This window comes from Alteromonas sp. H39 (genome assembly GCF_047556435.1).
GTDB lineage: Bacteria > Pseudomonadota > Gammaproteobacteria > Enterobacterales > Alteromonadaceae > Alteromonas.
This window is the reverse complement of record NZ_CP180210.1, coordinates 2,409,808-2,431,988: the sequence shown is the minus strand read 5'-3', so window position 1 is coordinate 2,431,988 and position 22,181 is coordinate 2,409,808. Positions and strand designations below refer to the sequence as shown.

Below are 22,181 nucleotides of genomic sequence, written 5' to 3'. Positions count from 1 at the left end.
AATGGAAGATGAATTACGTCTGTCATTGCTGGTAGTAGGTACTTTTTTCATTCTCGCAGTACTTGCGCATGGTATCTGGAAAATCAGAAAGGGCAGTAAAAGCAATGATTCCCCCCGGTCCCGGATAGAGCCGGGAGAGTGGTCGGATGAAGACGATGAGCTTGATGCGGATGATATTGCCTGGAACGAAGACGACGTTGGGCATCACCGCGAGTCCAGCCGGAGCTCGCCAGATGTAGCGCCAGATCCAGACTATGATGATTTGGGGCTGGGTAAAGTGCGCGTTATTTCTGGTGAGCAAAAACATGCTCAGCCACCCGCAGGTGCTGAAGGTGCGCCCGTAAACGATGATGGCATTGAGGAAGGTGTAGATGAGCCGGTCGCTAAGCGTCCGGATAGCGGCGCATCTGAAAACGAAGAACAGCCGGCACCGAGTAATTCTGATAAGGCAAACCGTAGTCAGCACACATCACGCCCTGAAGCGGCTGAGAAATTGTATGGGTCTGTTGTAACCAACCCAAAACCGCATATGCAATCTAACCGGCCTGCCGGCGAGAATGATATTGATATTCCTGAGCCGCCTGGCTTTCTGCTTCGTGATAAAGAAGAAACACCGGAAGTGGAAAGTGAAAACAGTGCTACCCCTGACCACAGTGCAGTGTCTGATGAGGTTGATGATTTCAGTCTCGATCCTCAGCCATCGCAAAACGAAGCGCCTGCAGATGCGTCTAACGTCAGCAGTTTTTCCGAACAGGCAAGGCGCCTGGTCGGCAGAAAGAAATCCCGTCCACAAGGTAAGAAGCGCCAGGAGCCCAGTTTCGGCGACGATCAAATGCGCATCGACTTTGAAGAAACGGTGAGGCCGACCAGTGATACATCCTCAACCGCATCAGCCTCTGAGTCTGAGCCCGGCAAGCAGACGGAGAAAGCGGCAGCGCCTGCCAGCGAACAGGAAGTGCTGGTGTTGAATGTCAGGGCCCCTGAAGATGAGCCTATCAGTGGTGCAGCGTTATTGCCGATGCTGCTGACGTTGGGCTTTAAATTTGGTGATCAGGACATATTCCACCGCCATGTGAATTCGAACGGAAAAGGGCCCGTACTGTTCAGCCTTGCCAATATGTTTAAGCCCGGGATTTTTGATATTGATAACCTTGAGACGTTTACCACTCAGGGCGTTTCGTTATTTATGATTTTACCCATTGAAGGTGACCCGCATCAGGTATTTAACATGATGCACAATGCGGCGCGTAAAATTGCCGATGAGTTTCATGCACAGGTACTCGATGGCAGACGCAGTGTTCTGACCAAGCAAGGTCTGCAACAATACATCGAGAAAATCCGCGAGTTTGAACGTCAGCGGATGATTTCACGCCACTAGCGACAACCGGCGCAGTTTTCACTGCGCCAGATCACACGAGTAATATATGAGCACACTGACTGACGCGGTTCGCGAACGCGCCGCGGCGTTGCGAGAGCAGATCAACGACTACAACTTTCAATACTACGTAGAGGATGCCCCTACCGTTCCTGATTCTGAATATGATCGGCTGATGGAAGAGTTGAAATCTATCGAAAGCGCGCATCCAGAACTAATGACAGCGGCGTCCCCAACACAAAAAGTGGGTGGTGCGCCATTACAGGCTTTTGAGCAGGTGGCTCACGAAGTACCGATGTTGTCTCTGGATAATGCCTTTGATGAAGACGCAATGTTTGCGTTTGAAAAGCGTATCGGCGATCGACTAAAAGATGCTTCTACACTGCAGTTTAGTTGCGAACCCAAACTGGATGGTCTGGCGGTAAGCATTTTATATGAAGACGGTGTACTGGTGCGCGCAGCAACTCGAGGTGATGGTCAGGTTGGTGAGAATATCACTACTAACGTGCGCACCATCGCTAACGTGCCATTGCAGTTACGTGGGAACGATATCCCGGCCAGAGTAGAAGTGCGCGGCGAAGTGTTTATGTCTAAGTCCGGTTTTGAAAAGTTGAATGACATGCAGCGTAAGCAGGGTGGAAAGGTTTTTGCCAACCCAAGAAATGCTGCGGCCGGAAGCCTTCGACAACTGGACTCGCGAATTACGGCTAAACGGCCTCTCATGTTTTACGCGTACTCACTGGGTGTCGTCACGCCTAACTCATTTACCTTGCCTGTGCTCCACAGCGAACGACTGGCGATGATTAAACAGTGGGGGTTACCGCTTTGTCCGGAAATTGATACCGCTCAGGGGGCGCAGGGGTGTTTGAAATACTACCAGCGTATATTACAAACGCGGGATGCATTGCCTTATGACATCGATGGTGTGGTGTTTAAAGTGGACAGCATCGAGCGACAGCAGCAGCTTGGATTTGTTGCCAGAGCACCGCGCTGGGCAATTGCACATAAATTTCCCGCGCAGGAAGAAATCACGCGCCTGACAGAGGTGGAGTTTCAGGTTGGTCGTACCGGCGCCATTACACCAGTTGCACGATTGGAACCGGTGTTCGTAGGTGGTGTTACGGTGTCCAATGCCACCTTGCATAATCAGGATGAAATCCAGCGTTTGGGTGTGAAAGTGGGTGACTATGTGGTAATTCGCCGCGCTGGTGATGTGATCCCGCAAGTTGTGTCAGTTATTGAAAGTCGCAGACCTGATGATGTTAGTGATATTGAGTTCCCATCTTCTTGCCCGGTTTGTGGCTCTCACGTGGAAAAGCTTGAAGATGAAGCGGTGGCGCGCTGTACAGGAGGCCTGATATGCGGTGCACAACGCAAGCAGGCTCTGAAGCATTTCGCGTCGCGTAAAGCGCTTGATATTGATGGGCTGGGCGACAAACTGGTAGAACAACTGGTGGATGCTGACCTGGTAAAAAGTCCCGCTGATTTTTTTCGTCTATCTTTATCCGAACTCGTTGGACTGGAGAGGATGGCCGAAAAGTCCGCATCAAACCTGCTGACGTCACTGGAAGCATCTAAACAAACGACATTTGCTCGTTTTCTGTATGCGCTGGGGATCCGTGAAGTCGGTGAGGCCACCGCAGCGAACCTCGCGATGCATTTTAAAACCTTAGAAGCATTGATATCCGCTGATGTCGAACAATTGAAAGCGGTAAATGATGTCGGCGAGGTGGTCGCGCAGCATATCTATCACTTTTTCCATGAAAGTCATAATACCGAGATCATCGAGGCATTGTTAAATGAGGGGGTAAACTGGCCAGCCATCGAAGTGGATGAGTCTGCTGAGCAGCCTCTTGAAGGAAAAACATGCGTGTTAACAGGCGCGCTGACATCGATGGGACGCAATGACGCCAAAGCGCTGTTACAGCAATTGGGCGCCAAGGTTGCAGGTTCAGTGTCGGCGAATACTGACTTTCTGGTTGCGGGCGATAAGGCCGGTTCCAAACTTACGAAGGCGCAGGGATTAGGTGTCGATGTCTGGGATGAAGATGCGTTACTGGCTTATCTGAAGAAATATAACCTGTACACCGGATAATCTAAAGATAACCTTCTTCACTGTATAAATGCTGCGTCGACGGCGTTGTAAAAGAAGACAACGCTTCGCGCAGATCCAAAATAATAAAAAGGGCTATTGCGCTCTTTTTTGTCTGCGTCTTTCACACCGGCGTTCCCAGGCCTTTCTCACCTGAAAGCGCCACATCCAGTTTAATCCGAAGTAACCAAATAATCCTGCCAGTACTGAGCAAATCCCACATCCGACCAGAAAAGCCGGGCCGATGGTGGTAAGGCTCTCGATCACCCATTGCCAGCTGAACTGAAATTCAAAATGCTGCGGGCTGGTTCCCAGTACAGTCGTTCCGACTTTGTAGGCCGCATAGAATATTGGCGGCATCGTAAAAGGATTGGTGATCCATACTGTGGCAACGGATAGCGGTAAGTTTGCCCGAAAAGGAATTGCCATGCCTGCTGACAGCCACATTTGAAAAGGCACCGGCCAGAAGGCGAAAAAAAGCCCGATGCCGAATGCACCAGACGCTGAGCGGCGGTTTAAGTGCCACAGGTTAGGCTCGTGAAGTACCGAACCAAAAATGCGAAGCGCGCGCTGTTTCTTAATTGTCTGATGATCAGGCAAAAATCGCTTTATAAATTTTTTAGGCATAACACGTATACGATCGTCTGCTAAGGCCCACAATGGAATGCATCACAATTTTACACTCCGGCTAACAGGATTTTGCCTGGGGGCCGCGTCATCAATGCTTTGGCAGTCACTGCCAAACTTGCCTGCGCTAGTTTGCTGGTGCGTTTTGCTGCTGGCATTTCAATCCCTGTACCGTCTGCGATACCCATTTCTACCCCGTATCCGCAGAAAAAGTTCGTATTCTGGCGTGCTGACGGGAACAGGAAAAGTCATACAGGGTGTTTCAATAGGCATTCTCTGGATGGCGAGTGTAGGGCATTGGTATGTTGTTTGGCAACTACCGGTAAACAATATTCATCAAGATGTCACGGTAAAAGGCGATATTGTTGAGGTAGATTGTGATTCTGATAAGCAACAACTGACTATATCGGTCGACTCTGTTGATAATGAAGCTTACTTTATTTCCCGCCGCATCCGCGTATATGAGTATGAACCCAATACCTGTCGTACAGCCGGACAGGGTGTTAGCTTTACTGCGCGCTTAAAGCCCGCTGCCGGGCTTGCTAATCCAGGCGGATTTGATTATCAACGTTTGCTGGTCAGTAAAAATATTGTTGCCACAGGCTACGTCAGAGCGTGGCATTATTGGCATCAACCGTCGGCGTCGGTTCGCCAGCAAATCAAACGATTTATTATTCTTCATGCAGGCTCCGACCCGAAATGGCTGCTGGCATTATTGCTGGGAGATCGAAGCGGGTTATCTACAAAAGACTGGGATATATTGCAAAAAACCGGCACGGCGCATCTTTTCAGCGTATCGGGTATGCATGTGGGGATTATCGCGACAGCGCTGGTGTTGCTGGCAAAAATCGGGGTAGTGGTGTGGAGTCGGTGGAGCGGTTCTTTATCGCCGTTTCGTAACGTGCGTCGCCCTATCGCTGTGATGGTGTGCCTGGCTGCTGCCGGTTACGTCAGTCTCACCGGGGCGGCGCTGCCTGCTGTCAGAGCCTGGGTACTGCTGGCCATTTGTTTCACGCTCACTACCAGCGCCGCCTCCTGGTCTGCACGCCATATCGCTCTGGTGATGACGACAGTCTGTTTTATACTGTTTCCATTACAGGTGCTCTCCGCCGGATTTGTCCTCAGCCTGGCTGCCGTCTACAGCATATGGTTTTTATTGTGGCGCTACCGGTTGGCAGCGGTAAGCTGGTGGCAGGCAGGTATCATCATGCAGGTCGGACTGTCACTGCTGTTAATACCAATAACGGTTAGCTGGTTTTCACTGATCAGCCTGCTATCGCTGCCGGTGAATCTTGTGCTGATACCGCTGATAACCTTATCCTTACCCTGGCTGTTGTTATCGCTAGGAGCAGCCATGCTGTTGCCTGCCTGCGCCAGTGATGTCATCAGCTATAGCGTGGCGCTATTAAACGCAGTTGCCGTCGTACTTGAGCATGTTGCAGCTCAGCCAGGTGGCGTTTTGCAAAGAGATCTGCCACCTGGCCCGCTTCTCATGTTAATGATAGCGATGCTGCTGTTGGTGATGCCTGCTGTACCCTACAGAAAGCGCTGTGTGATGTTATGTTTGTTGCCGGTATTGATGGTCTGGGTTCCCCATCGTAGCGATCGCTGGTTCTTACATGTATTTGATGTGGGGCAGGGAACGGCGCTTGCTGTAACCCGGGGCGATCGTGCCATTCTTATCGACACCGGCCCAGCCTTCAATGAAAATGCATTTGCCATGGAAAATGCAGTCCTGCCGGCACTCACGCGCCTTAATATTCGTCATGTTGATGGCGTGATTGTCAGTCATTCCGACAATGATCATGCCGGGGGGGTTAACGTACTTCGCCGACATGCGTTAACACACCAGCACACCTTCTGGCATACGCCGGTGTCAGGATGTCAGCAGGGCACTCAGTTTCAATGGCAGTCGCTTACCTTTTATTATCACTGGCCAATGCCAGGTAACCAGACCAACGATAACGCCAGCTCTTGCGTAGTCACCGTGAAAGACGGTGACCACAGTGTGTTACTCCCGGGAGATATCGAGCGCACAACGGAGTATCGGCTTCTTGCACAGCAGGAGATACATGCCACGACCCTACTGATTGCCCCACATCATGGCAGTCAGACTTCATCTACCAAGGCATGGGTTAAGGCAACGCAACCTGACACTGTGATATTCACTACCGGCTATTTGAATCGCTGGCAATTTCCCAGTGATGTCGTGAAGGCACGGTACCAGGAGACAGGAGCCAGGCAGGTGAATACAGCTACCAGCGGATATATCAGAGTCGCATTCACATCCGGGACACCACCGCTGATACAGCGATACCGGCAGGATCTGGCCCCAGCCTGGTATCATGAAGCGATTCTTAGCCCAAAGGGTGACCACAGCAATTGAAAAATTCCTTTTCAGTTCCATTAAAGCGTAACGTTGTGTTGGATGTAACGGCCCGGTCTATAGTGCCGAAATGGTGCCTGTGGAACTTACATTCGTGAGCGACTTTTCTTCTATAAATGAGTGGATTAGGGGAATTGCGTCTGACACTGTACAATATGCTGGTTTCAACAAAAGGTGTGATTAGATTACATGCAGCAAACTGAGTATTCCGCGTCTCAGGTTCGCCGGTTCCTTCGCTATCTGCGGGAGTATAAGTTGCCTTTCGCCGTTGCCATAATAGGTATGATTGGCTATTCCTCCGTAGATACCTTCGTGTTCGCGCAATTACAGCCAATGATTGATGAATCATTGGGAAATAACGACCATGACTATCTGCGACTGGCGGCCTACGCCATTGTTCCGCTTTTTCTGTTGCGGGGAATTTTCAATTTCATGGGAACCTATACGCTTACCTGGATAGGTTCAAAAGTCGTGATGCGGATGCGTCAGCAACTGTTTGATAAATATATTCATCTGCCGGTGTCTTTTCATGACAACCAAGCGGTTGGCGGCCTGATCAGTAAAGTCACCTATGACACTGAGCAGGTTGCCAATGCTGCAGGAAAGGCGCTGCTTACGCTGGTGCGCGAGGGCGCCCTGGTTATCGGCTTACTGGCAGTCATGTTCTGGTATTCCTGGCAGTTGTCACTGATCTTTTTATTGATAGGGCCGGTTGTGGCAGTAATTGTGTCCTATGTCAGTAAGCGCTTCAGGGTAGTCAGTCGCAATATTCAGCAGGCGATGGGAAATCTGACTTCCGCCGTAGAACAGGCGGTAAAGGGCCACAAAGTCGTATTGATGTTTGGTGGGCAGGAGATTGAACAAAAGCGTTTTGAAAAGAAAAATAATACCAACCGCCAACAAACCATGAAGCTGGCGGTGACGCAAATTCTCAGTGTGTCATCTATTCAGGTGATCGCGTCTGTTGCACTGGCTGTGGTGCTGTTTATCGCCAGCCAGCCGGATATGCTTAAGCAACTCACCGCAGGGGTGTTTATCAATGTGGTTTTTTGCATGGTCATGCTGTTAAAACCGTTGAAACAACTCACTACCATCAATAATGAGTTTCAAAAAGGGATGGCAGCCTGTACCAGTATTTTCGAGGTACTGGACCGTCACGATGAAGACGACAGCGGTACTATCAAACTGGAACGTGCGAAAGGACATCTGGCATTTAATGACGTGACGTTTACGTACCCGGGGAAACAATCCCCTGCATTACACCATGTGTCTTTTGAAGCGAAGCCAGGTCAGTCGATTGCGCTGGTAGGGCGCTCTGGCAGCGGTAAATCTACAATTTCATCATTGCTAACGCGCTTTTATTCGCCGCAGGAAGGGCAGATAACGTTGGATGACATTCCACTTAATGATATCGACCTTAAATGTCTGCGTGAGCAGTTTGCGCTGGTATCACAGCATGTCGTGTTGTTTAACGATACGATTGCAAACAACATCGCGTACGGTTCGCAGCACAAAGTGACCCGCCAGCAAATTGAGGATGCGGCCAGTGTTGCGCACGTGGCCGAGTTTCTGGCGCAATTACCGGATGGACTCGACACAATCATCGGCGAGAACGGTCTGATGCTTTCCGGCGGTCAGCGTCAACGCATAGCGATTGCCCGGGCCATATTGTGCGATGCGCCCATTCTTATTCTTGATGAAGCAACCTCCGCGCTGGATACTGAATCGGAACGTCTGATCCAGGATGCATTAGAAACATTACAGCAGCGCTGCACCAGTGTAGTGGTTGCCCATCGCCTTTCTACCATAGAAAATGCCGATATCATTATTGTCGTAGAGCAGGGACGTATTCTGGAAATGGGGAAACATCAGGAACTGCTTGATAAAAAAGGGCATTACGCCCAGTTGCACGCTCTGCAATTTGGTGACTAAGTGAGCATGATCCAAAAAATGTGGTATCAGGGACATCCACTTCAGTGGATGTTGCTTCCACTTACCTTTTTGTTTTGGCTGGTGTCGGGGATCCGGCGCTTGTTGTTTCGCAGCGGAATCAAAAAGCAGCACAGCGTTAACGCATTCGTGATTGTTGTTGGTAACATTTCGGTTGGCGGCAATGGTAAAACTCCCGTTGTACTTGCACTCACTGAACATTTGACCTCACTGGGACTTAACGTCGGCATCCTAAGCCGCGGCTATGGCGCCACATCTCCCTATTACCCACGGGAGGTGACGGCTAGCGATCCTGCCAGCGAAGTGGGTGACGAGCCCCGTTTACTCAGTATTCGCTCCGGCGTGCCGGTGGTAGTCGATCCGGTTCGCAGCCGTGGTGCGACATTTCTCGTGGACGAGCACCACTGCGACGTAATTGTCTGTGATGATGGCTTACAACATTATGCGCTGGCGCGTGACATGGAGTTGGTTGTCATGGATGGCCGCAAGGCCGGCAACGGCTGGTTACTGCCGATGGGGCCGCTACGAGAAGGGGTATGGCGCCTAAAAACCGTAGATGCCATCATTCATAATACTAAATCGACTCGCCTGGATGCGCTTCAACGAGTGCCCCCGGAGTTTACGATGTCACTGGTGCCATGTAATTTTCGCAACGTCTGTTCTCCGGAAATTACCTGCTCAGCAAATGCGTTTTCGCATCCACATGCGTTTGCGGGAATTGGCGATCCTGAGCGTTTTTTTTCACAGCTGAGATCAATGGGAATTTCCCTTTCTTCCTGTCAGTCATTCGATGATCACCATCATTTTTCTCATACTGATATTCCAGATGGTGAGGTTATCATGACCGAAAAAGATGCTGTGAAAGTGCATGAGTTCGCGCATGACAATTGCTGGTACTTGCCAGTAGACGCTAAACTTGCAGAAAGCTTTTATCAATTATTGCACGAGCGACTGGCCCGTGCAGGGTACTTTAAGAAAGGATAAATTATGGCCTTTGACAAACGATTACTGGATGTTGTTGCGTGTCCGGTATGCAAAGGAAAGCTGGTATTTGATAGTGAAAACACTGCACTGGTGTGCCGGTTTGACCGGCTTCGATACCCCGTGAAAGAGGGGATCCCCGTGCTGATTGAAGAGAAAGCGACGCCAATGTCACTGGAAGATGTTGATGCCACACGATAGGAGAGACCTAATGCCGTTCACCGTTGTCATTCCCGCGCGCTATGGGTCTACCCGATTTCCGGGTAAGCCATTAGCGGATATTCAGGGCAAGCCGATGATTCAACATGTGGTGGATAGGGCAGCGGAGGCCGGAGCAGACCATATAATAGTGGCCACTGACGATGATCGCATCGCGGAGGTGGCCTCAACGTTTAGTGACGTCTGTATGACTGCGCAGCATCACCAGTCCGGTACCGAACGTATCGCCGAGGTTATCTCGCAGCGAAGAATTGCCGCAGATACGGTGGTCGTGAACGTGCAGGGCGATGAGCCTTTTGTTCCGGCTGAGAATATCCGTCAGGTTGCACGTAATCTTACTGAGCGTCCTGAAACGCTGATGGCAACACTGGCAACCCGCGTTCATGATATCGCGGAGGTATTCAACCCTAATACCGTTAAAGTACTCACCAATGCCTCAGGCAATGCTATTTATTTCTCTCGCAGCGCGATCCCTTTCGACAGAGAGAAAATGATGTCAGGGAATAAAGAGGCTGATCCGTCATTATATCTTCGTCATATTGGTTTATATGCCTACCGTGCAGGCTACGTGCAACAATATGTTGGTTATGCACCATCCGCACTGGAGCAGATTGAGTCGCTTGAGCAATTGCGGGCCATTTGGTATGGCGATGTTATTCACTGTGACATCGCAGTAAAGCCTCCTCCGGTAGGAATTGATACACCAGACGATTTAGTTACACTGAACCAGACATTAGCAGGTGTCTGATATCATCTTTTGTCATTAAAACAATAGAGTTAGGAGCACGCATGAACGTAGTCATTACCGGAGGCAACAGGGGAATCGGGCTCGCCCTGGTGAAAGCCTACATCGCCCGGGGTGATACTGTGTATTCGACGTGTCGGAATAGCTGCGATGACCTGAATGGGTCGGGAGCCAATGTGATTAACGGGGTAGATGTGTCACGTCCTGATACATTAACCGAAGCGCTTGCTCCCCTTTCCCCAGTAAAGATTGATTTACTGATAAATAACGCCGGTGTATTGGGAAGAGAGTCTTTGCAGGACTGGGACCCTAACACGATTGATTACCAGTTCAGAGTCAATGCTTTAGGTCCGTTACTGGTTACACAGACACTGATGAGCTCGCTGTCAGAAAATGCCAAAGTTGCCATGATAACCAGCCGCATGGGCTCAATGGCAGATAACGGGTCGGGCGGATATTATGGTTATCGAATGTCAAAAGCTGCCCTGAATGCAGCAGGAGTATCTCTGGCGCACGATCTTGCACCAAAGGGGATCGCCGTGGGCCTTTTCCATCCGGGGTTTGTACAGACTGAAATGGTGAATGGTAATGGCGATATTGATGCAGATACCGCCGCGCAAAGGCTGGTAGCGCGTATTGATGAATTATCTATGAAAACAACCGGCTCGTTTGTTCACGCAAACGGTGAGTCATTGCCGTGGTGAAGTCAGCGTTAGTTGCCGCCATACTGTTGACCATCAGTGCTGCGGCTGCAAGTGATTATCGATGGTCATTGGCACCTTCACTTCCTGTGCCGGTCCAGGAAATTTATCCGACAGTAAGTCAACAGCAGATTATTGTTGCCGGAGGCCTGCGTGCTGGAAAAGGCAATTTGCTGGAGATTGATGACAGAGTCTGGCGGTTATCTCCTGGCGCAGCACATTGGCAGCCAGCACCAGCATTGCCAGAGCGTCGCCATCACGCTTTACTGGTGGGAACAGATAAGGGTGTGTGGTCTTTGGGCGGTTTTATTGAGAGCGATACTGGCCAGTGGACGAACACCAGTACCGTCATGTTTTTAGATCAGGACTCTGAGTCCTGGCAGTTAAAAGAGCCGATGCCAGTCACGCTGAGTGAAACCGTCTACGCGCACTTGAGCGATGGTATTCATGTAGCTGGTGGACGCAGTGCCACTAAGCAGAAAAACGGACAATGGCTGGACAGTAAGGACACCAACTGGCACGGTGTTCTGAACCCGGATACCGGGATCTGGTCAACAGCGCCGGTACTGCCTACTCCTCGTAACAGTGCCTGCTCGGTGGTTCTTGATGCACAGTGGCATGTTATTGGCGGGCGTACTGTCGAAGGCGGTAATCTTGCCATTCATGAAGTATTTTCGACAGAAACCCGGAAGTGGAAGACGTTGGCGCCACTCCCGAAGGCGCAGGGAGGGTTGACCTGCCAAGCCTATCAGGGAGACATTTACGTGTTTGGTGGAGAGTATTTTACTGACGGCGGTGGCGTATACCATGACGTTTGGCGTTACTCACCACGCAAGCGTACCTGGAGCAGTGTGAGTACGATGCCGGTACCGCGCCACGGTCTGGGATCTGTGGTGTTAGACAATAAAATATGGCTCATCGGTGGCGCGGCAAAAGCGGGCGCCAGAGACACTAAAACCACTGTCAGTCAGTTTCAGCGCGCAATACATCGTTAACTGACTGTTGCTTCTCAAGCATTGATGAGGCGAGAGAAAGTGAGGATATCTCTCTCTTGCCCCGATGACACAAAGGCTTACTCGTCCTGATCGTCAGAAAGCACGGCCCACAGGTCATGTTCATCTGCATGGATAATTTCGGCCCACACGCGCTGGCCTGGCTGCACATCGTAAACCCCATTGAGGTGAATAACGCCATCGACTTCCGGGGCTTCTGCGTAAGAGCGTCCCACCGCGCCTTCACTGTCCACTGAATCGATCACTATCTGGTATTCATTACCGATACGGTCTTGCAATCGCTGTGCACTAATTTCACTTTGCACGGCCATAAAGCGGGCCAGACGCTCTTGTTTGACCTCTTCAGGTACCGGGTCAGGCAAGTCGTTCGCTCTGGCCCCTTCCACCGGGGAATAGGTAAAACAACCGACCCGGTCGAGCTGGGCTTCTTTCAGAAACGCGAGTAACTCTTCGAACTCTTCCTCAGTTTCACCTGGAAAGCCGACGATGAAAGTGGAACGCAGCACCAGTTCCGGGCATTCCTCGCGCCATTTTTTAATTCTTTCCAGCGTGCGTTCTGCACTGCCAGGGCGCTTCATCAGGCGTAAAATACGTTTATTGGCATGCTGAAGTGGGATATCCAGATACGGCAACACCTTACCGTCGTTCATCAGGCTGATAAGCTCATCAACGTGCGGGTAGGGATATACATAATGCAGGCGTACCCACATATCCAGCTCACCCAATTTCGCAGATAGCTGCTGCATATGTGTTTTAACCGGCATTCCGTCCCAAAAACCAGTGCGGTGTTTCAGGTCTACGCCGTAGGCACTGGTATCCTGAGATATTACCAGAAGTTCGCTCACTCCGGCTGCTTTTAGCCGCTTGGCTTCATCCAGCACCGAGCCCACTGGTCGGCTTACCAGATCACCGCGCATAGACGGAATAATGCAGAAGGTACAGCGGTGATTACAGCCTTCAGAAATTTTCAGATAGGCATAATGGCGCGGCGTTAGTTTTACGCCATGGTCAGGTACCAGATTATGAAATGGATTATGTTCAGGTTTCGGCATGTGGTCATGCACCTGCTCCACCACCGACTCGTAAGCGTGCGGCCCGGTAATTGCCAGAACATTGGGATGAACCTCACGTATCTCGTCTTCTTTTACGCCAAGACACCCGGTAACAATCACTTTGCCGTTTTCTTTCAGCGCTTCCCCAATAGTGTCTAAGGATTCCTGCACGGCAGAATCAATAAACCCACAGGTATTCACAATCACCAGGTCTGCATCATTATAAGTCGGCACGACATCGTAGCCTTCGGTTCGAAGCTGAGTAAGAATACGCTCGGAATCCACCAGGTTTTTAGGGCAGCCAAGACTGACGAAACCAATACGGTTTCCCTGGGCAGTGGACGAGGAGCGATTGGCTTCCAGCGTTTTCACCGGGGTCTCCAGGGTGGTGGTTCTGTTGGGGGTATAAGTTTCTACGGTCATGCTGATAATACCTGTTCGGCCTGTGAGCTCAAAAGCGGACGCGGATTATACAGCAATGTTGCCATGAGATCAGCATAGCGTGCAGGTTATATTTCGATCTCTTGGGCACGTCACAAGCGGATTGTTTTGCCAAAACCGACAAACGCAAAGCCGAGCGCTTAGAATAGTACTCTCGTGTCGCTGGCATCATTGTGAGTATAAACAGATGACGGTCATGTATGCTGTGTTTCTATTACCGGGGCGAGATACTGCGCAAAGTTTAGCCGTCGGCTGACGAGGCAAGAATTTTTAGCGCCGGGAGATAAACTCTGATACCTTTCACCGCATGAAAACTACACCGTTAAAACTCCCTCTGCATTGCTACGATGAAGCCGGAAGGATCAAACCGCCGCGCTGGCTGGCTATTGTCTTTGTTTTCTGCCTTGCTGACTGGTTAATTCTGGTGTTTTCTCTTACGATGCGGGATAAAACCAGCTTTTTATTATCACTGTTTTACCCCAGCCGTATTGAACTGGCAATCTCTTTATTGTGCGCATTACCCGCGCTGCTTTCTCTTATTCTGGCATCGCAACGGGAGCGGTTGTGGAAGCGGGAGCACCTGCGTTGGAGTTACTGGGTGGTACCGCTGCTGGTATTTTCATTGCTGTGCCAGATAGCACTGCAGCTCTGGTATTTGTCGTCTCACCATTGGCAGTTTCAATTTGTCATTGCCGCCCGGCTGTTGATTTGCGTTGTCAGTGGCTATGCTGTTATGAAAAGCCGTCATTTACGATGGATGATTTCTGACTGGTTGTTAAAAGCCTGAACAATGGGATCAGGTTAGTGCTGATCCCAAGTCGCTTTCATTGCACGTGCTGCGATAATGCCTGGTCAAAATACGCTTTTACGCTTACCTGACTGTCGTTTACCAGACGCTCGTAGCAAATTCCTGCAAAGGCATAAGACAGCTCGCCAACATCCAGCAGGACATAAGGGGCTTTCGGGTTCGACTGATCGTAACGCCAACTGCCGCCGACAAGCCTGCGAAACGTTTCGCCGGTATAGGCGCCAAAGACGTTGCACAGCGTAAATACCGCTTCGTCTTCCAGTGCTTTATCGTGATAACGGTCTACAAAGCTTAACAATACATCATCGACCGCTGCGATACTCTCGCCTGTGTAATCCAGTTCTACCTGAAACTCTTCCTGGGCTGTGGCAACAGCATCGCGGGCACAATCTGCCATGAGTTGTTCTAATTCTTGTTGCTTCATCCATTGCTCCGTATTTCTAACCAGCTCGTGGAATGGTGTTATTTTGTCGTTTTTATCCGGGCAAGTGTTACACGATGTCAGCATTGCCCGCCCATCTGACACTATTCTGCGGTAGTTCTGTGTCGATGTCTATTTCTGACCCGTGATACGGTTTATCGCGCTTGCCGCGGCAAACATGCCAAAAGTCGCCGTTACCGTGACGACGGCACCAAAACCGCCAGCACAATCAAGGCGGGTTCCTCCGTCCATTGCAGATTTGTTAAAGCAAACTGAGCCGTCAGGTTGCGGATAGCGAAGCTGCTCGGTGGAGTAGATGCACTCGACACCAAACCGACGCTTTGGGTTTTTGCTAAAACCATAAAAGCGACGAAGTTCGCTTCGAAGTTTGGCGGCAAGCGGGTCCTGAGTTGTCTTTGCCAGATCGCCACGGGTTACCTGGGTGGGGTCAATTTGCCCGCCTGCGCCACCGACGGTAATGATGGGGATTTTCCGTCGTTTACAGTGATGGATCATCGCCGCTTTTGCCTTAATGCTGTCAGTGGCATCAATAACCACGTCCATTTCAGACGTCAGATAGTCTGAGACAGTCTCTTCGGTGACAAAGTCTTCGATAGCGTTAACGTTACACTGCGGGTTAATTAACCGGATCCGCGATTTCATAACGTCTACTTTGGCATTGCCAATCGTGTCGGTCAGTGCGTGAATTTGGCGGTTGGTATTTGTGGTGCAGATGTCATCCAGATCGATCAGCGTAATATTACCGATACCAGAGCGGGCAAGCGCTTCTGCCGTCCAGGAGCCAACGCCGCCGATCCCGGCAACGCAGACGTGACTGTGAGTTAACGCATCCGTTGCTGGTTGGCCATATAGCCGCGTGATACCCCCAAAACGGGTTTTTTCGTCTGAATTCATAGTGCCTGTCAGGTGATAATGAGTGCTGGCCTGCAAGATGGCTGCCTGCACAATTATTGTAAATACAGAATCTGTATCCATCGGTTTCTTAACCGCGCGCATAATGGCAGACTACCAGTAATTTTCAAGTGTTGCGATGCGTGAAAGCGGGTGACAGAAGTGGCTGAGAACACATACGATCTAATTATTGTTGGTGCGGGCATTATCGGTGCAGCTGTCGCTTACACCTACTGCAAAAAGCATCCGGCTGCCAGAGTGATGCTGATGGATAAGGGCGCGGAACCGGCTACTCATCAGACGGGCAGAAACTCCGGTGTGATCCATGCGGGTGTCTACTATCCACCTGGCTCGCTTAAAGCAAAATACTGTCGACAAGGGCTGGAGGATACGCTGCGCTTTTGCAGCGAGCATGATTTACCTGTAGAGCAATGCGGGAAGCTCGTCGTCGCCACATCTGAGCAAGAGATTGACAACCTCAATACCATTTTCGAACGTTGTCAGCAAAATGACCTTTCTCCTGAGCGTGTGAGCGCCAGTGGCCTGAGCAAGATGGAGCCACATATTAGGGGAGAGGAGGCGATTTATGTCTCACATACCGGGATCACTGATTATTCTGCTATCACATCGTGCATGCTGGAGAAAGCGTGCTCGACTGGTGCACTGGAAATTCGCTACCAGCATGCAGTATGCGGCATTGAGGAAGGGGACGCGTTTACTACAGTGACGTGTCGCCGTGGTGATGAACTAAAGCAGTTTCGTGCAGATAAGCTGATAGTTTGCGCCGGCGTTTATGCGGATACACTGATCCACTTACAAGGCCTGGACTGTGAATTTAGCATACTGCCATTTAAGGGGGAGTACTTTAAGCTACACTCGCGCTTTGACAATATCACGTCACGGTTAATTTATCCGGTGCCGGATCCGGCGATGCCGTTTCTTGGCCTCCATCTTACGCGAATGATCGGTGGCTACACGACAGTCGGGCCTAACGCGGTGCTGGCGCCGGGAAAAGAAGCTTACAATAATCACCAGACTTCTCTTGCCGAACTCTGGCAACTGGGTAAATCTCCGGGGTTGTGGAAGCTACTATGGAAATACCGGGAAAGTGTTGTTTCAGAGTTGGCCACCACCTTGAGTAAGCGACATTATGCGTCATTGATACAGCGGTATTGCCCGGCAGTAACGGAGCACGATTTTTCTCCATTTCGGGCTGGCATCCGTGCACAGGCTGTGACCCACGACGGCGAGCTGGTCCAGGATTTCCGTTTTGTTTCCTCCGCACGCATTCTGCATGTGGGAAATGCCCCATCACCGGCTGCGACCAGTGCGTTGCCTATCGCCAGAGCTATTCTCGACAGGGCGTTTTCCTGACCACACTGGTTTATTCTATTTAATAGAACACTCAATCCAAATATAACGTGAATACGTTCTAGACTCTGTATGGTCAAATAAAGGTCAGGCAGATTTAGCGTGTCATCAACAGGTATTTTTCAGCCGATTTTCATCGCGAGACGTAACACTGTTGAAAGAGTACGTACTGCGAGGCAGAAGTAACGCGTGACATCTGCAATCAGGTCAATACAGGAGAGAGTCATGGGATTATTGGTAGACGGTAAATGGCAGGACAAGTGGTACGATACGGATAGCAACGACGGTAAGTTTAAACGCGAGTCGTCATCCTTCAGAAACACAATATCAACGGAGACCGGCGCTGAATTTCCGCCGCAAAGTGGTCGTTATCATCTTTATGTTTCTCTGGCATGTCCATGGGCACACCGGGCATTGATATTTCGTAAGCTCAAGGCGCTGGAGTCGCATATCAGCGTGTCGGTAGTCTGTCCGGATATGCTGGGTGAAGGCTGGACGTTTGAGGATTATCCCGGCGCCACAGGCGATACGCTGTATAACAAAGACTTTCTTCGCGAAATCTATCTAATGGATACGCCGGATGTGACTACGCGGGTTACTGTGCCCGTACTATGGGATAAGCAGAAAAAATGTATTGTGAGTAATGAGTCGTCGGAAATCATTCGTATGTTTAACTCGGCATTTAATGACATCACCGACAATCACGATGACTATTATCCTAAGTCGCTGCGAACCGAGATCGACACGGTAAACGAGATGGTATATCACGACATTAATAACGGCGTTTATAAGTCTGGATTCGCAACAACACAAGATGCATATGAAGAAGCGGTATATACCCTTTTCAAAGCGTTGGACACGGTAGAAGAGAGACTAAAACAGCAACGCTATCTGGTGGGTGATACCCTGACAGAAGCAGACTGGCGACTGTTCACCACGCTTATCCGTTTTGATCCGGTATATCATGGTCACTTTAAATGCAATATCAGACAAATTGCAGACTATCCGGCCATGTTTGCGTATATGAAGTCATTGTATCAGCACCCCGGTATTGCTGAGACAGTGAATTTTGATCACATTAAACGTCATTATTACTACAGTCATACTATGATCAATCCTACTCAGGTTGTGCCGGTAGGACCCAGTCAGGATTTGTCCGCAAAGGTGGAGTAGAAGCACAATGAATGTCAGACGAATTACCCAGCGAGTAAGAGGCATTGCCACGCAGGATGGGGCAGGAGTTAAACTTACCCGAATTATTGGTCAACCAGCCCTACCACGGCTCGATCCTTTCCTGATGCTCGACTTTTTTGGCTCTGAAGAAGCCAGCGACTATATTGAAGGGTTTCCGCCGCATCCGCATCGCGGATTTCAGACCGTCACTTACATGTTAACCGGAAAGATGCGGCATAAAGATTCGGTGGGCAATGAAGGCGTGATTGAATCTGGCGGTATCCAGTGGATGAATGCAGGGCGCGGGATTATTCATGAGGAGATGCCAGAGCAGGAGTCAGGCTTACTGCAGGGGTTTCAATTGTGGGTTAACTTGCCTGCCAGTGAAAAGCTCTCTGCGCCGGGTTACCAAGACATTCAGCCGGCATCCGTACCCACCGTTGATCTCGGAAATGGCAACAGTGTCAAAGTACTTGCGGGAACCATCAATGACGTGAGCGGTCCGGTCTCGACACAAGCAGTCGCTCCTTTGTTCTTCGACTTTCACTTAACAACGCAAGACACCCAGACTGTTAAAGTGGAAGACGGGCACAATGGCTTTGTTTACTGTTACGATGGCAAACTTAACCTGTGTGGAGAAACCATAGAGTCCGGCGAATTAGCGGTACTATCCGATACCGGTAGTGTCGAGATTTCGGGTGTCGGCAAGGCGATTTTAGTCGCTGGTGAGCCCATCCGCGAGCCCGTGGTGCAATATGGCCCGTTCGTCATGAACACAGAACAAGAGATTCGTCAGGCGCTGATGGATTACCAAAGTGGCAACTTTACCTGAAAAATAACGCTAGTATCCTTATCCAAAGCCCCTTAAGCTTATAGCGAGGGGCTTTTTTATTCCAAATTATGTTTTTTTTTAATTAACTGGAATATAGCCATTGATTGGGGCGTCCGCCTTGATTACCATCGTACTCAGGAACTATCAGGCGAAAGCCACACTTTACAGGACAGATAATGAAACCAGTTATCCTTGCGGGCGGCTCAGGAAGTCGTCTTTGGCCAAAGTCTCGTGCCGCGCTCCCAAAGCAATTTCTATCCCTGACATCAGAACAAACCATGCTGCAGGAAACGCTGTCGCGTCTTAATGGCACCGGTGCGGAAAAACCGGTATTAATCTGCAATGAAGCGCACCGGTTTCTGGTTGCTGAACAATTACGACAGCTAGGTACCGATCACGGCGGGATAATGCTTGAACCTGTAGGGCGCAACACCGCGCCGGCGATTGCGCTGGCGGCTTTACATGCCACTAAAGATGGTCAGGACCCGGTGCTTCTTGTATTGGCAGCCGATCACCTGATCAAACAATTACCTGAGTTTCACGGTGCGATTGAGAAAGCCCAGGCTCTGGCAGAAGCTGGCAATTTAGTTACCTTTGGTATTGTGCCCACTGAGCCGCATACCGGATACGGCTATATCCAGTCTGGTGATGAACTGGACGGCGGCTTTGCGGTAAAAGAATTTGTTGAAAAGCCTGACATGGAAACAGCGAAGACTTATGTCGATTCCGGTAAGTACTTCTGGAACAGCGGCATGTTCATGTTCAAGGCCAGCCGATACCTGGAAGAGCTAAGTAAGTTCAACCCAGATATTCTCAATGTGTGCAAAAAAGCCATTGATTCTGAATCGCATGATCTTGATTTTATCCGCGTCGATGCTGACATTTTTGCGACCTGCCCGGATGACTCTATCGATTATGCCGTCATGGAAAAAACGCAAGCGGCTGCGATGGTACCACTGGATGCAGGCTGGTCTGATGTAGGCAGCTGGACATCGCTGTGGGATACCGCCGAAAACAAAGATGAGAACGGTAATGTGGTGGTGGGTGATGCTATTCTTGAAGGGGTACACAACAGCTACATTAATGCAGAAGAGCGCCTGATTTCGGTGATTGGCCTTGATGATGTCGTTGTGGTTGAGACCAAAGATGCAGTCATGGTTGCCCACAAAGACAAAGTGCAGGATATCAAGAAGGTCGTCGGCACATTAAAAGCGGAAAAGCGGCCTGAGTTCGAATTTCACCGGGAAGTCTTCCGCCCGTGGGGCAGTTACGACTCCATCGATAACGGCAAGCGCTTCCAGGTTAAGCGGATCACCGTTAAGCCCGGCGAAAAACTCTCTGTACAGATGCATCATCACCGTGCCGAACACTGGATCGTGGTGTCAGGTACAGCCAATGTAACAATTGGTGAAAAGACACAGTTGGTCACAGAGAACGAGTCGGTCTATATCCCTATCGGTGACGTGCATGCGCTGGAAAACCCCGGCAAGATCCCGCTGGAGCTCATCGAAGTTCAGTCGGGCGCCTACCTTGGAGAAGACGACATTGTGCGCTTTTCTGACCGCTATGGCCGTACAGCCAAGTAACCGCCGGGAGTAATTACGATAATGGGAACACCTATTACCTGTTTCAAAGCTTACGATATTCGTGGCGAGCTGAACTCCCAGTTGAATGAGGAGGTCGCCTATCGAATTGGTTACGCATTTGCTGAGGAACTTGGCGCAAAGACGGTAGTGGTCGGTGGTGATGTACGTTTGACATCGGCACCGCTGAAGCTGGCACTCTCTGCCGGGATAATTGATGGTGGCGCTGAGGTCATTGATATCGGCATGGCTGGCACGGAAGAGATTTATTTCGCTACTAAGCACCTTGGCGTTGATGGCGGTATCGAAGTGACTGCCAGTCATAATCCGATTAACTATAACGGCATGAAGCTGGTTAAGGCGCAATCGGTCCCGATCAGTGGCGACACCGGCCTCAATGCAATCAAGTCACGTGCTGAATCCCTCGATGACGCAAAGATTAATGAGCGGCTTGGTTTCTATACTAATCACGCTGATATCGACCCTCAGGCTTTTTTTGACGGCAAATCGCATATTCAGGAAGTGCGTTTACAGGACACTGGCAGCTATAAAAGCAGTAGCTGTATGGATGCGTATATCGAGCATATTCTCTCTTACGTCAACCTTGATAACTTTACGCCGCTGACCATCGTCGCTAATGTCGGCAACGGTGCGGCAGGCAAGGCGCTGGACGCGATTGATTCTGCTTTTAGAAAGAACAACGTGCCGGTTACCTTTGTTAAAGTGCATCATCAGCCCGATGGTACGTTCCCGAATGGGATCCCGAACCCGTTATTGCCTGAAAATCGTGCAGATACTGCGTTGGCTGTAAAAGAAAATGCGGCCGATTTTGGTATAGCATGGGACGGCGACTTTGATCGTTGTTTCCTATTTGATGCCGAAGGCAACTTTATAGAAGGTTACTATATTGTTGGTCTGCTGGCAGAAGCTTTTCTTGAAAAAGACAGTGACGCAAAAATCATTTACGATCCACGCGTTTACTGGAATACCGAAGATATCGTCAACAGCGCCGGTGGCAAACCCATTAAGTGCAAAACTGGCCACGCTTTCATAAAAGAGCGTATGCGCAAGGAAGATGCGGTTTACGGCGGAGAAATGAGCGCGCACCACTATTTTCGTGATTTCGCTTATTGTGATTCCGGTATGATCCCGTGGTTATTGATTGCTGAACTGATTTGTACCAAGCAACAGTCGCTGGCGTCGATGGTGAAAGAGCGCATAGCCGCATTTCCCTCTTCCGGTGAAATTAACAGTAAGTTAAAAGATGCTGATGCCGCGCTTCAACGCGTGCTTGATAAGTATGAAGCAGATGCGCAGGTTATCGATAAGACCGACGGCCTGGGGCTGGAGTTTGGGGACTGGCGCTTCAACCTGAGAAAATCCAACACTGAGCCGGTGATTCGGCTGAACGTGGAATCAAAAGGTGATATTCCTCTGATGGAAGAAAAAACAGCGGAATTGCTCGGCGTGATCAGAGACGAGTAGTGACTTGCCTATTT

General features: G+C 50.1%; 20 protein-coding genes. 15 read left to right on the top strand and 5 right to left on the bottom strand.

Annotated features, from left to right (window positions below):
- The first annotated feature begins 1 nt into the window (after window position 1).
- Both zipA and ligA read left to right on the top strand, forming a co-directional pair.
- On the top strand, window positions 2–1,378 hold the full coding sequence (gene zipA, locus ACLBLI_RS10690; RefSeq protein ID WP_414827603.1) for a cell division protein ZipA: 1,377 nt from the start codon (window positions 2–4) through the stop codon (window positions 1,376–1,378).
- A 46-nt stretch (window positions 1,379–1,424) separates the two neighbouring features.
- Window positions 1,425–3,470, top strand: coding sequence for an NAD-dependent DNA ligase LigA (ligA, locus tag ACLBLI_RS10685; RefSeq protein WP_414827602.1), 2,046 nt, complete (start codon window positions 1,425–1,427; stop codon window positions 3,468–3,470).
- Window positions 3,471–3,563: 93 nt separating this feature from the next.
- On the opposite strand, the gene ACLBLI_RS10680 is transcribed toward ligA, so the two are convergent.
- Both ACLBLI_RS10680 and ACLBLI_RS10675 read right to left on the bottom strand, forming a co-directional pair.
- A complete protein-coding gene (locus ACLBLI_RS10680) occupies window positions 3,564–4,094 on the bottom strand; it encodes a DUF2062 domain-containing protein (RefSeq protein ID WP_414827601.1) in 531 nt (176 codons plus the stop codon).
- Between the two features lie 50 nt (window positions 4,095–4,144).
- Window positions 4,145–4,282 carry a hypothetical protein gene (locus tag ACLBLI_RS10675; RefSeq protein WP_414831021.1) on the bottom strand — a complete coding sequence of 46 codons (138 nt, stop codon included), beginning with the start codon at window positions 4,280–4,282 and terminating at the stop codon, window positions 4,145–4,147.
- Between ACLBLI_RS10675 and ACLBLI_RS10670 the strand changes: the two genes are divergently transcribed.
- The 7 genes from ACLBLI_RS10670 (at window position 4,240) to ACLBLI_RS10640 (ending at window position 12,071) form a co-directional block, all read left to right on the top strand.
- On the top strand, window positions 4,240–6,480 hold the full coding sequence (locus tag ACLBLI_RS10670; RefSeq protein WP_414830952.1) for a DNA internalization-related competence protein ComEC/Rec2: 2,241 nt from the start codon (window positions 4,240–4,242) through the stop codon (window positions 6,478–6,480). The two genes, ACLBLI_RS10675 and ACLBLI_RS10670, sit on opposite strands and share 43 nt — an antisense overlap.
- 189 nt (window positions 6,481–6,669) lie before the next feature.
- Window positions 6,670–8,412 (top strand): lipid A export permease/ATP-binding protein MsbA, encoded by a 1,743-nt coding sequence (gene msbA / locus ACLBLI_RS10665; protein ID WP_414827600.1) that lies wholly within the window; start codon window positions 6,670–6,672, stop codon window positions 8,410–8,412.
- Window positions 8,413–8,418: 6 nt separating this feature from the next.
- Complete coding sequence (gene lpxK, locus ACLBLI_RS10660) at window positions 8,419–9,414, top strand: tetraacyldisaccharide 4'-kinase (RefSeq protein ID WP_414827599.1); 996 nt, start codon at window positions 8,419–8,421, stop codon at window positions 9,412–9,414.
- 3 nt (window positions 9,415–9,417) lie between these two features.
- Entirely contained in the window at window positions 9,418–9,612 is a 195-nt protein-coding gene (locus tag ACLBLI_RS10655) for a Trm112 family protein (RefSeq protein ID WP_414827598.1), read from the top strand.
- 10 nt (window positions 9,613–9,622) lie between these two features.
- On the top strand, window positions 9,623–10,378 hold the full coding sequence (gene kdsB, locus ACLBLI_RS10650; protein ID WP_414827597.1) for a 3-deoxy-manno-octulosonate cytidylyltransferase: 756 nt from the start codon (window positions 9,623–9,625) through the stop codon (window positions 10,376–10,378).
- A gap of 41 nt (window positions 10,379–10,419) precedes the next feature.
- Entirely contained in the window at window positions 10,420–11,079 is a 660-nt protein-coding gene (locus tag ACLBLI_RS10645; protein WP_414827596.1) for an SDR family oxidoreductase, read from the top strand.
- Window positions 11,076–12,071, top strand: coding sequence for a Kelch repeat-containing protein (locus ACLBLI_RS10640; protein WP_414827595.1), 996 nt, complete (start codon window positions 11,076–11,078; stop codon window positions 12,069–12,071). Before ACLBLI_RS10645 ends, ACLBLI_RS10640 begins: the two co-directional genes overlap by 4 nt.
- 77 nt (window positions 12,072–12,148) lie before the next feature.
- Here the strand turns inward: ACLBLI_RS10640 and rimO are convergent, their stop codons facing one another.
- Window positions 12,149–13,564, bottom strand: a complete 1,416-nt coding sequence (rimO, locus tag ACLBLI_RS10635; RefSeq protein WP_414827594.1) for a 30S ribosomal protein S12 methylthiotransferase RimO — start codon at window positions 13,562–13,564, stop codon at window positions 12,149–12,151.
- Window positions 13,565–13,889: 325 nt separating this feature from the next.
- Here rimO and ACLBLI_RS10630 point away from each other — a divergent pair, with 325 nt between their 5' ends.
- On the top strand, window positions 13,890–14,369 hold the full coding sequence (locus ACLBLI_RS10630; protein WP_414827593.1) for a DUF2919 family protein: 480 nt from the start codon (window positions 13,890–13,892) through the stop codon (window positions 14,367–14,369).
- 37 nt (window positions 14,370–14,406) lie between these two features.
- Here ACLBLI_RS10630 and ACLBLI_RS10625 read toward each other — a convergent pair whose 3' ends face one another.
- Complete coding sequence (locus ACLBLI_RS10625) at window positions 14,407–14,814, bottom strand: hypothetical protein (RefSeq protein ID WP_414827592.1); 408 nt, start codon at window positions 14,812–14,814, stop codon at window positions 14,407–14,409.
- A 129-nt stretch (window positions 14,815–14,943) separates the two neighbouring features.
- Window positions 14,944–15,726 (bottom strand): tRNA cyclic N6-threonylcarbamoyladenosine(37) synthase TcdA, encoded by a 783-nt coding sequence (gene tcdA, locus ACLBLI_RS10620; protein ID WP_414830951.1) that lies wholly within the window; start codon window positions 15,724–15,726, stop codon window positions 14,944–14,946.
- Window positions 15,727–15,885: 159 nt separating this feature from the next.
- On the opposite strand from tcdA, the gene lhgO reads away from it, so the two are divergent.
- The 5 genes from lhgO (at window position 15,886) to ACLBLI_RS10595 (ending at window position 22,167) form a co-directional block, all read left to right on the top strand.
- On the top strand, window positions 15,886–17,097 hold the full coding sequence (gene lhgO / locus ACLBLI_RS10615; protein WP_414827591.1) for an L-2-hydroxyglutarate oxidase: 1,212 nt from the start codon (window positions 15,886–15,888) through the stop codon (window positions 17,095–17,097).
- Between the two features lie 222 nt (window positions 17,098–17,319).
- Window positions 17,320–18,267, top strand: a complete 948-nt coding sequence (locus ACLBLI_RS10610) for a glutathione S-transferase family protein (protein ID WP_414827590.1) — start codon at window positions 17,320–17,322, stop codon at window positions 18,265–18,267.
- 7 nt (window positions 18,268–18,274) lie between these two features.
- Window positions 18,275–19,099, top strand: a complete 825-nt coding sequence (locus ACLBLI_RS10605; protein ID WP_414827589.1) for a pirin family protein — start codon at window positions 18,275–18,277, stop codon at window positions 19,097–19,099.
- 176 nt (window positions 19,100–19,275) lie between these two features.
- Window positions 19,276–20,685, top strand: a complete 1,410-nt coding sequence (locus ACLBLI_RS10600) for a mannose-1-phosphate guanylyltransferase/mannose-6-phosphate isomerase (protein WP_414827588.1) — start codon at window positions 19,276–19,278, stop codon at window positions 20,683–20,685.
- 21 nt (window positions 20,686–20,706) lie between these two features.
- On the top strand, window positions 20,707–22,167 hold the full coding sequence (locus ACLBLI_RS10595) for a phosphomannomutase CpsG (RefSeq protein ID WP_414827587.1): 1,461 nt from the start codon (window positions 20,707–20,709) through the stop codon (window positions 22,165–22,167).
- Window positions 22,168–22,181 lie beyond the last annotated feature (14 nt).